Annotated in this window: 12 protein-coding genes; 8 read left to right on the forward strand and 4 right to left on the reverse strand. The window is 37.4% G+C overall.

What is annotated here, in order from left to right:
- Positions 1 to 2 precede the first annotated feature (2 nt).
- From FJX03_02975 to FJX03_03000, 6 genes are all read left to right on the forward strand, one after another.
- Positions 3 to 1,064, forward strand: a complete 1,062-nt coding sequence (locus FJX03_02975) for an aminotransferase class I/II-fold pyridoxal phosphate-dependent enzyme (protein MBM3632656.1) — start codon at positions 3 to 5, stop codon at positions 1,062 to 1,064.
- A gap of 60 nt (positions 1,065 to 1,124) precedes the next feature.
- Positions 1,125 to 2,135 carry an aminotransferase class I/II-fold pyridoxal phosphate-dependent enzyme gene (locus tag FJX03_02980; protein MBM3632657.1) on the forward strand — a complete coding sequence of 337 codons (1,011 nt, stop codon included), beginning with the start codon at positions 1,125 to 1,127 and terminating at the stop codon, positions 2,133 to 2,135.
- The gene (locus FJX03_02985) at positions 2,132 to 3,838 is read left to right on the forward strand and encodes an ABC transporter ATP-binding protein (GenBank protein MBM3632658.1); all 1,707 of its coding nucleotides are present in this window, start codon (positions 2,132 to 2,134) and stop codon (positions 3,836 to 3,838) included. The genes FJX03_02980 and FJX03_02985 overlap by 4 nt, the downstream gene beginning before the upstream one ends.
- Complete coding sequence (locus FJX03_02990; protein ID MBM3632659.1) at positions 3,795 to 4,886, forward strand: Ldh family oxidoreductase; 1,092 nt, start codon at positions 3,795 to 3,797, stop codon at positions 4,884 to 4,886. The genes FJX03_02985 and FJX03_02990 overlap by 44 nt, the downstream gene beginning before the upstream one ends.
- A 61-nt stretch (positions 4,887 to 4,947) precedes the next feature.
- Positions 4,948 to 5,988, forward strand: a complete 1,041-nt coding sequence (locus FJX03_02995; GenBank protein MBM3632660.1) for a hypothetical protein — start codon at positions 4,948 to 4,950, stop codon at positions 5,986 to 5,988.
- A gap of 92 nt (positions 5,989 to 6,080) precedes the next feature.
- On the forward strand, positions 6,081 to 6,569 hold the full coding sequence (locus FJX03_03000) for a methylated-DNA--[protein]-cysteine S-methyltransferase (GenBank protein ID MBM3632661.1): 489 nt from the start codon (positions 6,081 to 6,083) through the stop codon (positions 6,567 to 6,569).
- Between the two features lie 61 nt (positions 6,570 to 6,630).
- On the opposite strand, the gene FJX03_03005 is transcribed toward FJX03_03000, so the two are convergent.
- The 4 genes from FJX03_03005 to FJX03_03020 form a co-directional block, all read right to left on the reverse strand.
- Entirely contained in the window at positions 6,631 to 6,996 is a 366-nt protein-coding gene (locus FJX03_03005; protein MBM3632662.1) for a hypothetical protein, read from the reverse strand.
- Positions 6,997 to 7,448: 452 nt separating this feature from the next.
- Entirely contained in the window at positions 7,449 to 7,583 is a 135-nt protein-coding gene (locus FJX03_03010) for an entericidin A/B family lipoprotein (protein ID MBM3632663.1), read from the reverse strand.
- A gap of 163 nt (positions 7,584 to 7,746) precedes the next feature.
- A complete protein-coding gene (locus FJX03_03015; protein MBM3632664.1) occupies positions 7,747 to 10,326 on the reverse strand; it encodes a hypothetical protein in 2,580 nt (859 codons plus the stop codon).
- Between the two features lie 474 nt (positions 10,327 to 10,800).
- Positions 10,801 to 11,022, reverse strand: a complete 222-nt coding sequence (locus tag FJX03_03020) for a hypothetical protein (GenBank protein MBM3632665.1) — start codon at positions 11,020 to 11,022, stop codon at positions 10,801 to 10,803.
- 735 nt (positions 11,023 to 11,757) lie between these two features.
- On the opposite strand from FJX03_03020, the gene FJX03_03025 reads away from it, so the two are divergent.
- Positions 11,758 to 14,751, forward strand: a complete 2,994-nt coding sequence (locus FJX03_03025; GenBank protein ID MBM3632666.1) for a tetratricopeptide repeat protein — start codon at positions 11,758 to 11,760, stop codon at positions 14,749 to 14,751.
- A 39-nt stretch (positions 14,752 to 14,790) separates the two neighbouring features.
- Positions 14,791 to 15,039 (forward strand): hypothetical protein, encoded by a 249-nt coding sequence (locus FJX03_03030; protein ID MBM3632667.1) that lies wholly within the window; start codon positions 14,791 to 14,793, stop codon positions 15,037 to 15,039.
- Positions 15,040 to 15,228: the final 189 nt, after the last annotated feature.

Below are 15,228 nucleotides of genomic sequence, written 5' to 3' on the forward strand. Positions count from 1 at the left end.
AAATGATTGATCTTAGAAGCGATACGGTTACGAAGCCTTGTGGACAAATGAGAGCATATATGGCAGATGCCCCTGTGGGGGATGATGCCTATGGAGAAGACGACAGTGTAAATCTCTTACAAGATTATTGTAAAAAACTTTTCCAAGTAGAAGATGCCTTATTTGTGACCAGTGGGATGATGGCTAATCGTCTAGCCTTTTTGTCACAAACGAATCCAGGTGACGAAGTAATTACGGATTATTCCTATCATGTTAATTTCTTTGATAGTGCCCCCATGGCGGCCATTGCTGGAATTGTCATGAATACGTGTCATAGTCCTGATGGCATCTTACGCCCTGAACATATTGAAGAAGCTATAAATTCAAAGCAGAGATATGACTATTTTGCACAAGTAAGATTGATTAGTATTGAGAACTCAATTAACGGATGGGCAGGAAAGGTATTTCCCTTCGAAGACCAAAAAGCACTCTATGGTCTGGCTCAAGAGAAAGGCATTTCTATGCACCTTGATGGAGCTCGGTTGTTCAATGCCCATATTGAGACTGGAATTCCTTTATCACAATATGCCTCCCACACAGACACCTTATCAGTTTGCTTTTCAAAGGGATTAGGAGCTCCGTATGGTTCGATTTTAATGGGAAGTAGGAAAATAATCCAAAGCGCCCGTAAACATCGGATTTGGTTGGGGGGTGGTGTTCATCAAGCAGGGATGCAAGCTGCAGGCGCGTATTATGCACTCACTCATAATCTCGAGTTTTTAAAGAAAGATCACGAATTAGCAAAATATTTTGCAAAGAAGCTTTTAGACATCCCTGAAATAGGCATTAATTACAATGAAGTTGAAACCAATATGGTGCAAATCACTCTTAAAGAGCCTATGAATGATTCTGGCATCTTTCTGGATCAATGTGCAAAACAAGGTCTTTTCTTATTTCCCTGGGTTCCTGGTGTTCTTCGAGCCGTTATACATAAGCATATTACGCACCAAGATTTGGAACAAGCTACCTCTATAATTAAAGATGTTGTGAAAACTCAAAACAAAAATATGAAGTTAGTAGGATAAATTGTGAAAAAATTTAAGTTAGACTTTTTTAGTGATACAAACACCAATCCTAGCGTTGAAATGAGACGCGCCATGTGCGAGGCGGAGGTGGGAAATGAAGTTGCGGGGGAAGATCCTACGGTTAATAAGCTTTTGGAAAGAGTATGTGAGCTTTTGGGAAAGGAGGCCGCTGTATTTTTACCTTCAGGGACTATGTGCAATGGAATAGCTTATCGAGTCTTTTGTAAACGTCCAGGCGACCTCATTATCTTAGACCAAACCGCGCATCCAGTGACCAAATCTTCAGGGCTCATTTCGGGATTAGCTCATGCGCAACCTTATTTAGTTGAAGGGGAACAAGGCATATTTTCTGCCAAGCAAATAGAGCCTATTATTTCTGCTGCGCGTGGATATAACATTCCTTGTCCTCGTGTTGTTTCTGTTGAACAAACCACAAATTTTGGGGGAGGGGCGATTTGGCCCCTCAAGACAATTGAAGAAGTTTGCTCACTTGCTCATTCCTATGATGTTTTCACACACATGGATGGCGCTCATCTTCTCAATGCTGTTGTGGAAACGGGTATCACAGCCTCACAATATGCTGAAACATTTGATTCGGTATGGATCGATTTTTCCAAAACCTTAGGTGCACCGATGGGAACAGTTCTGGCGGGCTCAAGATCTTTCATTGATGAAGCTTGGTATTATAAGTTTCAACAAGGAGGGGGGATGCATCAAGTAGGTATTTTGGCAGCGGGTTGCTTATATGGGTTGGATCATAATGTTAAAAAAATACCCGAGATGCATCGACTGGCTAAAGAGCTTGCGAAATTATTAAATGAATTGTCATTTATAAAGTTAGACCCAACTAAAGTTCAAACGAACATCATTATATTTGAAGTTAACCATCCTCATCTATCTGCTTTTCAATTAGAAAAGGGCCTCCATGAAAAATTCATTCGGGTTTTAGCCCTCGATGGAACAAGAATTCGGATGATGACTCACTTGGATATTTCATTGTCAGATATTCATGAAGTTTTCTCAGCAATTCGCGAAATAGGGGAAGAAAAGTCATTGAGGAAGGCTATATGATGGTTCCTGATTCATCTTTCTGGAATTTTGTTAAGCCCTTTTTAAAGCCTTATAAAAAATGGCTGATTGCTCTTGCCATATTTCCTATGATTTGGTGTTTAGTCGAAACGATAGCGCCATTTCTTATCAAGATTATTATTGATCATTTAGCAAGTGATTTATCATTTGGTACAAAGACGCAAAATATACTTTTATACACCGTTTTTTCCTATGCTTTTTTGATGCTAGCTTTAGAAGTTGCGACGCGGTCATGTGGTTATGTTTGGATCAAAACTTTTCCCAAAATTCGAGCGGATATGCAAACTATGGTGCTGAAACATATTCAAGCTCGAGATTACAATTTTTTTTACAATCAGCTGTCAGGTGATCTCATTAGTAAATACCGTAATTTAACGACTAGCTTTGAGAATATATCTAAGAATTTACTGTACGGCTTCTATCCAACCACACTATCTTTCATTTTTTCTCTCATTTTTATAGCCTTCATCAATAGTTTTTTTTCAATTATTTTCTTCTTCTGGTTTGTCGCCATGAACCTCGTAACAGTTTTCTTTTTCAGAAAAAGTATCGTGGCTTCTCAAGAGCAAGCTAAAAGGCAAAATCTTCTGTTGGGCTATGTGGGTGATTTTTTGGCAAATGCCATTACAATGATAGCTTATCCTCGTGATCTTTACGCTGAAGAAGGATTTCTTAAGCTAAAAGAGAAAGGTATTTCTTCCACAGAAAAGTCAGAATTTGTGACCTTTAAAGCTGATATTTGGCGCAGTTTTTTCTCTTGGATTTTGTTAGTTTCCATGATTGCATTTTTGAGTTTTGGGTGGCAAAATAAGTGGATATCAGTTGGTGATTTTTCATTTATAGCAGCTATTTGCTTTTATATGCGTCGTTCCATTTGGATGACTTCATCCCAACTTTCAGACTTTTTCAAAGAAATTGGAACAGCCAAAGAAGCCCTATCCCTTCTCTTAGATGTTCACCAGCAAAAAGCTGTTGGAGCCCAGAAAAGCACACTCATGCAACTTACAAATACAATTGATTTCTCGCAAATTCGTTTCGGTTATAATCATGATAGACCCCTTTTTAACAATTTAACTTTCCAAATTTCACCAGGTCAAAAACTAGGAGTTTCTGGTAGTTCTGGAGCGGGAAAAACATCTCTTATTCATTTACTGCTCCGTCTTCATGATCCTGATCAAGGAACCATAATGATCAATGGAGAGAATTATAAGGACTTGCCTGTAGAGAATTTGAGGAACTTTTTTTCATATGTTCCCCAAAATGCGATGCTCTTCCACCGTTCAGTTTTTGACAATATAGCCTTTGGAAAAGTTGCAGCTTCCAAGGAAGAGGTTTATGAAGCTGCTAAGATTTGTTTGTGTGATGAATTTATACACTCTCTTGAACATGGTTACGATACGATCGTTGGGGAAGGCGGCCACAAGCTTTCTGGAGGCCAACGTCAGCGTATTGCTATTGCCAGAGCATATCTCAAAAAAGCTCCCGTGTTCATATTGGATGAAGCAACTTCCGCTCTTGACTTCGAGTTAGAAGAAAAGCTCCTGGATCAGCTTCTTCCAAAACTGCAAGACCACACAATCATATTAATTTCTCATCGGGCATCTTCATTAGAGAAAATGGACCGTGTGATTCAATTTAAGCATGGTCAAATCATCCAAGATAGTTTGCAAGATGAAGTCATTTAATATGAGTTATTCTCATAACGTGGAGATTCCCTTTGGTGCTTTGCATGAATTGGGCTGTAAGATCCTCCAAAAGAACGGAGCGTCGCCAAAGATTGCGAGTCAGGTGGTTGATGAATTGATTAAAAATGAAGTAAGTGGATATGATTCCCATGGCATTTTACGACTTATAGAATATGTCCAATCAATCACCCAAGGCCAAACAATTCCAGGCAACCAGCCTAGGGTGAAACAAACCAATAAATTTGTCAGCGAAATTGATGGTCAAAAATGTTTTGGCATCCTAAGCTCAGATGCGGCAGCAGAGGCTTTGATTGACCACTTAGAACGCGATCAACTAGGTTTTGTTATGCTGACAAATAGCGGTCATATTGGTCGGCTGTGGCCAATTGCATCATCTGTGTGCAAAAAGGGTGGCATTCTTATTGGATTTAGTAATCTTTCCGGCGCTGGTCAAAATGTTCTTCCTTTTGGAGGTAGCGACGGAAGATTATGTACAAATCCGATTGTTATAGGAGTTCCTTCTGATCCTCCAATAATATTGGATATGTCGACGAGTGCCGTATCTGAAGGAAAGCTCAGGAAACTATGGTTGCAGGGAGAGAAAGCGCCTAAAGGGTGGTTGTTTGATAAGAATTGGAAAACAGTTTGTGATCCCAGAAGATTTTATAAGAAGCGAAAAACGGCCTTTTTAGGGCCTCTGGGAGGAAAAGAATTTGGATATAAGGGCTTTGGACTTGCTTTAATGGCAGAAATCTTTGCAGGCATTCTAACAGGAGGGGGATATTCCCAGCCTTTAACTAGCAAGATTAATAATAATGCTTTATTTATAACCTTTCATCCCGATCTCTTGGGGCAATCCCTTAACCAATTTAGGGAGCGCGTTGAGGATCTTCTCAAATACCTTAAATCATCCTCTTCAAGTAAAGAATTCCATATTCCAGGTCGGGGGACCGTAAACCACCTTAAAACCTTTGATAAAAAACACCCCATATGTGTGAGTTTTAGACTATACCAAGAGTTGCAGGAGTTGGTTGCTTTCCAAGAATGATTCAGGAAAAAAATAACTTGTTGAGAGTGCGACATCAAACAAAACTATAGGAAAAATTATTATGAGAGTGTTCAGAAATTTTAGTATTCTTCTTAACATTTATGTTCTCGCCTGTTTTAATTGCTATGGTGTTGATAAAGCATTTGAAGATAAAAGAGTTGCTATTACTAAAGCATTTAGAAAAGCGTTTGATGTTTCTCTACCAAATGAATTTCAGCCATTAACGGGGGGATTGTCATCTCCAGGCATATACAAAGTTGTTATTAATAAAACACCCTACGTTTTACGTCTCAGTCACCCAAAGCGTAAACTTGGAGATGAACAAAGAACCATGTCCTGTATAAGATTAGGTGCTGACACAGGCTTATCTCCAAAAATTTATTATACAAGTGCAGAAGATGGTATCATCATTATGGACTATATTAAACAAAAGCTCTTAAATTGGGAGGAACTTACCCACTCTAACCATCTTAAAGCACTAGCCGCAACGCTGAGAAAACTTCACGCAGGACCCAAGTTTCCCGAATTTGTAACGGTATTTGAAGTTAGAAGATCATTTGAACGGATGTTAGGAGAGGATAGACCTGAGTTTCTGGAAGAGCTCTCAGTCTCATTAGATAAAATTGAATCCTCGTTAAAAGAGTTTAAGATAGATGAATGCCCATGTCACCACGACTTAAGGTTCGATAATCTTCTTTTGGATGGAGAGAAATTTTGGATAGTAGACTGGGAAGCAGCGGCTCAAGGAAACTTCTTGTTTGATATTGCAACAGTTATTATTTTTATGGCTATCACGGCCACTCAGGAAGACTTATTTTTGGAAACATATTTTGGGCAATCACCTACAGACGTTCAACGTTTGCAATTAGAGCTTATGAAGCAGTTTGTCTTAAGTTATTATGGTACAGCCTATCTGATGGTGGCTAAAACTCGATATCAACTGTCTCCAGCTAGACAAGATATTTCAACTTTACCGGATGCACAGCTTTTCTTAAGAAATCATATTAGGAATTCATCTTCCTCTATTTCCCCCCAGAATATTCAGGAATTTGGTTTGGTGCTGTTATACCAGGCATTTAAAAATGCAAGAGCAAGGCATTAAAATAAATTATGTCGACTTTCGATCGAGAGAATCGTGCTCTAAACGACACCTTAGTCCTATAATTAAGTTATCATTTCAGGAGGAGACAGAAAATAAGTTATATCTATAAAACCATGGAGTCCCCAGTAGATACCTTGACTTTAATTGCAAGTGAGAGGGGGTTAGCAGCCGTTCTTTGGAATAACGATAATCCGAAGCGGGTGCGGGTGGACTCTCTTGTGAAAAATGAGGGCCACGCGATGCTTCTGGAAACTGAACGTCAGCTGAAGGACTATTTTGAAGGAAAATTACAAAAATTTTCGCTGCAACTCGATTTCAAGGGCACAGCGTTCCAAAAACAAGTTTGGGAAGCTTTGTTAACTATTCCTTATGGAGAAACGCGAAGTTATGGGCAATTAGCAAAGCAAATTGGTAATCCTAAAGCGGTTCGAGCTGTGGGCGCTGCCAACGGAAAAAATCCTATTTCGATCATTGTACCCTGTCATCGTGTTATTGGGGCCAACGGTACGTTAACAGGCTTTGCAGGAGGACTTGAGAAAAAAGCTTATTTGCTCGAAATAGAATCTGAAAAGAAATTCTAAAAAAAGAAAACTCTATTGAAAACACTCAATCAAAATTTAGATCCGCCCCATAAAAATTCTATTAATTGTGTTGATTGTCGTTCACCCCAAAAATAAAGGATCCATCTGTTATTTTGATATCGTTGGGGTGCGAAGTTCTATGAGCCCAAACTTCAATATGTAAGGTGAGGGAATTATGATTTTTATGAATAATTTCAGCGTAATAGCTGACTTCATCACCATCGAGAAGAGGCTCATAAAATACGAGATCATTAACGGATAGCACGTTCACATCGCTACTGGCTTTACACGCGGCAATGTTACGCCCCGCTTGGTGCATTTGTGACAATACCCAGCCGTTATAAGCCTCTTTACTCACATTATGATTATGAGGTAAAGCAATGGCTTTAAGTGATAATTGCCGATTTGGGGGTAAATATGTTTCCATTTTTATGGCCTTTCAACTTACATAACCGGTAAATCGTGGGGAAAATGCAATACGGACGATAGATTGAAAAGTCTCTTCCAATCGCTTAGCACTCTTCATCCTCGAGTATTATAAATTTCCAAAGCTCTTAAAGCTTTTATGATTTACATTTTTATCAATTTTGGATTTGCCCGATGTTTTAGATAAGAATTTTTTATTATTGTCTTTTATCTATAAGGGCAAACAATATGTAACATAAATTTGCTAAAATTGCAAGAGAGTGATAATAAATTTAGAAGTTTTTATGAAAATTAGAAATTCTTGAATTTGATAAAAATGCGAAATCGCTTTTCCCAACGATTCCTGTGTATAAGGGGAGTTGGTTGGGGAAGTGTTTTAGAATCTATGCCCTTCTGGGGGCATAGATTTAGCTTTGCGCGGCGACAATCTAAATTGTCACAGGTCTGATGAGCTTAAGGTTTGTTTTTTTTGGCGGCGTTTTCTAATGAATCACCGGCCCCTTTCATATCTTTGCCAACGCCTTCCATTGTATTGCATCCTGCGAGAGCGATTCCCATAAAAACAGTTAAAATCATGATTTTTGACATGTTATCTCCTCTATTTTTTCGATTTTTCTTTTCAATATCCGGCTTGCATCTATCGCGCTTTTATTGGCTCGGTTTTTAATATTTGAACCTCGCTTGGATTTTGGATATCTGTGATAAAGTATCGAGATCATTAAAGAATAACAAGAAAATTTATAATTCTTAATTAAACTGGATTCAAAAAATTCTCCAAGATAAACTTAACGTTAATCGTAAGGATGGCGAGTTCTTTAGCTAAAGTTCCTATGCTGTTTCCTATATAAATTCCTCCATCCATGGTATTGCGACTTCTGACGATAAGCGCATCCAATTCGAATGGATCTCTATGAAAGAAATAATTTCTCACTTGGTCTGTATCGCGCAAACTCTTAAGCTCCGGATAATCACTGACTTCCTTAAGAAGTTCATAAATAGCACTGAGAAAGAATTCATAAGTGGAAAACCGGCTCTCGTCCGCTTTAATTTTGGCTAATAAGATATTTTCAATATGAGTTGGCTTATGAAAACGATGATCACTTTTAACCTGTTCTCTTTTCATAAAAGCCTGCATCTGTATTGCTTTTTCGCCCCGCGTTTGCGCAAGAAGTTCTTGTTTTATAATATCAATTTTCCTTGATTGCTCAGCTGAGGGGGAAGGGAAGTAGGCAGCGTATTGGGTTATAAAGGCTTGAATATAGGAATGCGCATTCTTCATGAGTTCAGTGACTTCACCTTGAGATACTGCAGCTTTAATTTTGTTTTCAAGCTCACATAATGCCTCGTAAATTTTCCAAAAAGTCGGTAGGGCACTTCCATTATTGTCTTTAAGGGCGTGAATGCTGTTGCTCACGAGACGCGCTTTCCCTGAAACAACTCTGGAATATCCTTCTTTATATGATTCAAATTCTACAGTTGTTTGGACGTCTAATTCATCTCTAAGGTCGTTAATCAGCTCGAGAACGCTTTGAATGCGGGTGCGTCGCAAGCTATCTTTATCAGATTTAGAGGTAAGTCCTGTCCGGTGAGTTTTGTGAAAAGCTCTTTCTAGAGCGGTTTGTGGGGGTTGGCTCCAATCAAAAGATCCAACAGGAACTATGACCCCCGCACTTCTAACTTTATCACAAAATTCATCATATTTATCGCTAAGATTCCCAAATCCATTACACGGACGTATACCTTGCAAAACTTCTCTTAACCGGTTTTGAATTTCCTGAGCTACTTTTGCTTGCTGTTCTTGATCTTTATAAATTTGAGCTTGAGCATCTGTAATACCCGCAAGTTCTTGATATATTTGGTCTTTTAGTAGACATAATTCTTGCTTCTTTTGTTCAGCTTCTTGCGTTCTATTGGCTATAAATAGCTGTTTTCTCTGTGCTTGAGCATCAAAAAGTTGCGTAAATATTTCTTCTGCACGCTCTTGTGTAACGGCTACGCCAACAATTAAGAGTTCCTGGCGGAGTTGTGGGGAATTTTTAAGGGGGTTTCCTATTCGCGTTAAAACTTTATAAGTTTCTGTCCGTTTCAGCTGGTATTGTTTGTGGTCTTCTGAAACTGCTGGTAAGGGAGCCAATTGTGGAATTTCAGTTTCATAAGTTAGAGGAGGAGATAAATTTGTCGATGTAGGAGATATATCTAACAAATTAGCGAGAGACCTAATCCCTGGCCACTGAGACGTAGATTGGCGCTGAACACGATTGAGGTTGAGGGATTTTAGGTATGTCCAAAGTTGAGGAGGAGACAAAGTATCTGTAGCGTTTTGATATTTAACTCCAAGACTTATAAACAGAGTTTGTAAACGTGTAACTTCGTCAAGCACGTTGGTAAAAATGACATGAGTCTCTGATGTTAGGGCGAAGAGTTTTCTAACTTTAGGTTTGCTTAAATGAGAGAGTTTGTCTCGTAAGGCCTCAAGAAGACCGTCATCGGGTATTGCTGTCTCAAGGGCTAAAGTAGACGGCATCATTAATTTAAACGTTTCTCCACATAGCTGTATAATTCTAAGAAGGGCTATTCTGTCTTTTAGTTGCGTGACATCTGGTTTGACGTCTAAAACACGTTTCGTTGTTGAACTCAAATACTCGATAGCTTTTTTATCGTAGAAAAATCCGGCTAGATTACGATATAGGCGAAGGCTTTGTTCTTGTTCTTGGGATAATCTTTTATTTTTCTTCAATCCTTGAAGAGAATCTGCAAGAGCTGCCAACCCTTCAGTGGGCTCAGCAAAAAGATCTTGAATAGCGACATCTAACAGGCTTTGAAAATTGCCGATAACGCGAGGCTGTTCCAAATATTGCAATGTTGAGGGGAATTTGAAGGAAGCCTCAGCCGCTCCGACTAAAATAGATAACAAAGGAGCTTTAATTTTTTGTTCAAAAGCGACACGTCTCTCTTCGGGACATTCAGAATAAAATTTCACGAAAGGTAAAGCTTTACCGTAATTCATATTTTGGAAATTTAGCGCGGGCGCGGGGTTTGTGGTTGTATCATCCAAAATAACAGGATCGAACTCATGAATTCTTTGAATCTCGCAAAGCGACTCTATGGCCTTGTCAAGTTTGGCATCCCTGATTTTTTGGGAATTAGGCGCCTCCCTCATCGTTTCAGGAATGCCAGGATTTTCATTTTGAAAAGGGAAATTCGCAGCATTATGAAAAGGTGAATATTGAGATGCCCAGCAGGGATGTAAAAATGAATTCGGTAATATCAGGGTGTTTGTGAGGATGCGTAAAAATTTTCTGATCAAGGTATTGCGCGCATATAATTTCATGTTGGCCTCCTATAAAGGGTGGTGGCTATAAAAATGTGGTGACAGGTCTTTTTGCTCATTGTGTAACACGACCACTGAGGAAATTAATTTATGTGGTTCTTCTTTTAATTATTTTCCCCCATGCTTCCTTGGTTTTTAAATTCTATTACGGGTTGCTATGGTCTGTTACACACTTGCAAAGTCGTTCAGCATGACAAGTGCTGCTTTTTTATCTCTTATTTAGATTTTGCAAACTGAAACTATTTTCAAAAAACCTAATGTAGTCTTCAAGTAAATCGAAAATATATTCATGTACTTAAGGATTAAAAGAGAATGGCCAAATTTTCTATCCGTAGAACATGCGTAAGCAGCTTACGTAAGTATTGTATACGCATAAGAATCCTCAAAATAGGCGATGGTATCTTTGAATTAAGAAATTAAAATTGTATTCGGGAGGAAATGAATGAGGTCGGGGATAAAAGCGATTTATAGTGATTAATTGAAACTTTCCATTACGATATATTTGTTCGTCTTGCAGTAGTCAATGCACCATTGCTTTTTACAAAAGGGGGCAGTTTGGGTAGAGGGGGTATGAGTTGGTGAAACACTTATGTCGCTTAGGCTGGAAACGTTAAGTTTGTAGAGGCATTGAAAGAGTTCATCATAGCTATCACAAACCCCCCCACTTGCTCTTTCCATACTAAAAAACCAGATCATATAGCAAATTTCCTCTTCGTTTATTTTTTATTTTTAGATCTTTTTTTTGCGGTTATTTTTGATGTCCCTATTTTTGGCATCATGGCGCGTTTGATATTTAAAATGAGGGATTGGATAAATCTTGACATAAAAATGAATGACAGAATGATTATGGCGGCAAGAACATACTTTATGTTCCAACATGCTATACACCCTCCAATTTTTTCCACCATAGGCCTATACCCAATAATTATTGCAAAGAATCTCAAAACTTTTTATGAACATTATCTTACTTATTCGACGCGGTTTTTAGGGATTAATACAACTTCGATTAACCCCTTTTCGTTAAGATCGATGCCCTATCAATTCATCATACCAAACTATGATTTCCCATATTATAGGAAAAACTACTTATAACTTGCTTAGGTAAAATCACTTACTGCCAGAGTGGCAAGATACGTGGAGTGAAATCAGAATAAAGGCGATAGAGTCTTTAGATAATCTTAGAGATATGGACAATTCTAATTGTTACCTTCCGTAATTATGATGGGAAAATGTTGATAGAGATGTAAATGAGTTGTTTTTATGAATACGTCTTTCGCAGAACACTGTTCTTGTGCTAATAAGGAGCTAATAAAAATTATGAAGTTGCCAGGCTTCTTGAAAAAAAAAGGCTTAAGATAAAAGTTGTATACCTAAAATTTGTTATTCCTTCACGCAGGATATAACCATTATTCTTGGGGATTTATATATGTTATGACGAAATATAAAGCTTTACTCCCCCAAGAAATTTATTTTGCAAGTCTCTGTACCATTGGCGGTATAAAGTTCTCTCAGCGTGAAATTGAAGTTATCAGCTGCATCTTCCAGATGCGAAAAGCAAAAAAAATAGCTTCTCTATTGTCAATTGCTCCCAAAACGGTTGATAGTCATATTCGAAATATTAGCCAAAAGTTGGATTGTAATTCTAGAGATGGCATTATAGATTTTATTGAAAAATCCGATAAGTATCTGGTGGTAAAGGCTTACTATTCTCAATTTATACTTCTCAAAGAATTTGAAGACATTTGCGAGAAAATCTCTAGAAATATCTTTTCAGGTCCCCAAGTTCCGCAATACTCCATTCAAGGAAAGAAAGTAACCTCAATTCACTTGGAGGTAGAACATGCCCAGTTTTTGCCCATTCTGAAAAAGCACCTTTATCTTCTAGGGCTTACGGAAATACCCATTTCTTTAGATGTACCTGCAAATGATGATGTTGTAAGCTTTTCGCTCCTCATGAAAGAGAAAGAAAACTACTATGAGGCCTTATTTGATCTGCTTGCAAAATTTTTTCCAGAGCAAGATTTTGCTACATATAAATCTTATTTTGAAGATCAGTCTGCGCTTCATTTAGCTCCAGACACGGTCTTGATTCACCAGACACCCAACAATTCAAGCTCTGAACAGGCTGGATTTAAAAGATCATTTATGAAATTAGAGTCCTTTTTCTTAACGGTAGGGCTTCTTTTAATATTTATTCCCATATTATACGCTACGTTTTATCCACATAGAGAACCAATTTTCGTTCGCTCTGACTTACCTATTCCTGCAGAAAATTGTTTGTTAAAGCGCCCCGAACTCCTGAATCAAATTGAAGAAAAGCTTCAAGGACAAACTGGGATTCAAAGGATAGCGCTAATTGGCGTTGTTGGAATTGGGGGTGTTGGGAAAACGACTCTCGCCCGTCAATTCGGTGTCAAACAGCATTCATCTGTTGTTTGGGAGATTAATGCTGAAACAAAAGAAACTCTTGTTAATTCATTTAAGGACTTAGCTTATGGTTTGGCGAAAACAGAAAGTCAAAAGAATGAATTAAACTTCATTCATAACATCAAAAATAGTAAAGAAAAGGAAAAGCAAGTCCTCTCTTTTGTCAAAAATCTTTTGAAACAGAGTCCGAATTGGTTGTTGATATTTGACAACGTTGAAACCATATCTAAGATAAAAATATATTTACCGCAAGATGCCGAAATTTGGGGTAAGGGAAATGTTATTATCACAACTAGGGATAGTATTATAAAAAATAACAGTTACCTAAAACCCGAACACATTATTCAATTGGGAGAGTTAAGCGACGCAGAAGGTTTGTCACTTTTGAGTAAGATACTCTTCAATTGTGAGGCCAGTAAGCTTGATGCCACGCAAAAAGAAGAAGCATTACATTTCTTGCAATACATACCTTCATTTCCCCTTGATATTACGATTGCTGCATATTATTTGAAAGAAACAAAATGTTCATATTCTAAATATTTAGATTATATAAGAAAAAATAGTGAAGAATTTATAAAAATACAGAAAGTATTTTTAGAAAGTATAGGAGACTACGTTAAAACTCGTTATGGTATTGTTACTCTTTCCTTAAAACATTTAATTGATTCAAGTCCAGATTTTAAGGATTTGCTGTTTTTTATGAGTTTATTAGATTCTCAAAACATACCTAAAAAATTGTTAAATAAATACAAAAGCGAATTGGTAGTTGATGACTTTATTTATAATTTAAAAAGATATTCCCTTATCACAAACGAATCTTCAGGGGATTACAATACAATACCTTCGATATCGATCCATCGCAGTACCCAACATATTAGTCTTTGTTATCTTAGCCAAGCAGAAGAATTAAAAGGAAATTTGCCCCTATTGCAACAAATCAGTACGACGCTAGCAAATTTTATTGCTGAAGTTGGAGATACGAAGGACACAGCTTCGATAAAACTTCTCCTCAACCATGGGAATCAATTCTTAAGTCATCGAGAAATATTAAGTGCTGATAATGTTGGAGTCGTAGGGAATGAATTAGGAATAATTTATTTCTACATGGGTGATTTTGTAAAAGCTGTTAACTTGTTTGAAGAGAGTTATGAGATTTTTAAAAGCAACCCCAATGAACAAGTTCGAGCGGCCAAAATTGCTTTATATATGGGGGCGTACTATCGATTACATGAAGGAGATTTGAAAAAAGCAAAACATTTGACCGAACAAGCCTTGAAAATTTACGAAAAGATATATGAATCAAATGATCCTGAAATAGCCAAGTCATTAATGTATAAGTCATTGGTGCATCGTTGTTTAGGAAACTATGGCGAGGCACGGCAACTTCTTGAACGTAGTCTTGAAATTTATATCCAAAAACACGGCCAAGACAGCATTATTACGGCAGAAGTCATGGTTTACTTGGGTCGTATTTATTCCAGATTAGGCCTTTATGCTGCGGCTAATGAGATTTTGGAAAAAGCTGTGGCAATATTCAAGAGTAATTTAGGCGAAGATCATATCGAAGTGGCTTGGTCATCTGTATATTTAGCTGAAGCCTATTCTCATATTGGTTACTATGATAAGGCCATACATCTTCTAGAGCGATGTAAAGTCATTTATAAGAAGCATGAAAAACATACTTATGTCTCAACGAATGCCATTTTTATTCATTTGGGAAGTGCCCTTCTTCTCGCAGATAAGAATCAAGGGGGTAAAGAATTAATAGAAGTCGGGATTGAGCATCTTAAAGATAGAGGGATAGAGAATGATTTCAGAATGCCTTGGGTTTTTACAAATCTTGGTATAGCGTATATGCATTTAGGTAATTATGAAGAGGCAGATAAAATTTTTGCAACTTCATATAAACTTTCAGAAAAGCACTACGGTGAGAATCATATTGAAACCGCAAAAATTTTATTGCAAATGGGAATGAATTATTGCCGGGCAGGGGATTAAGATAAAGGTGTAAACTATTTAGAGAAAAGTTTAAAAATATTGCAAAAAGCAGAGCATGCAGATGCGTATATGGCCTTGGAAGTCTTAGCTGATGTTTATTACCAAAAATCACAGAAACTGGCTAAATTGGATTTAGTAAGATCAAGAGAATCATTAAATCAATCCAATGTCTTCTTAAAGAGCGCGTTTGTAATTGTTCAAGAAAAGTTTCCGAAAAATTCTCCCCATATCGAAAGAATAAAAACTAAGTTAGTACAGCACAATGAAGTTCATGAAAAATTAATTTAGAAATTTAATGCGTATTGATGAACCGATATTGTATTTTTGATTATTTTAATATAATATAATGTCGATTGGGAGATTTTTAATAATAATTTTGAAGATTGTTCCTAAAATTAAATTTTATTAGAGAGTAATTTAAGCCGCTATAATATCAGTTGGAAATAGCCTTAATTTTTAATCATATCTCCTTGAAAA

Source organism: Alphaproteobacteria bacterium, assembly GCA_016870095.1.
Lineage (GTDB): Bacteria > Pseudomonadota > Alphaproteobacteria > Paracaedibacterales > VGCI01 > VGCI01.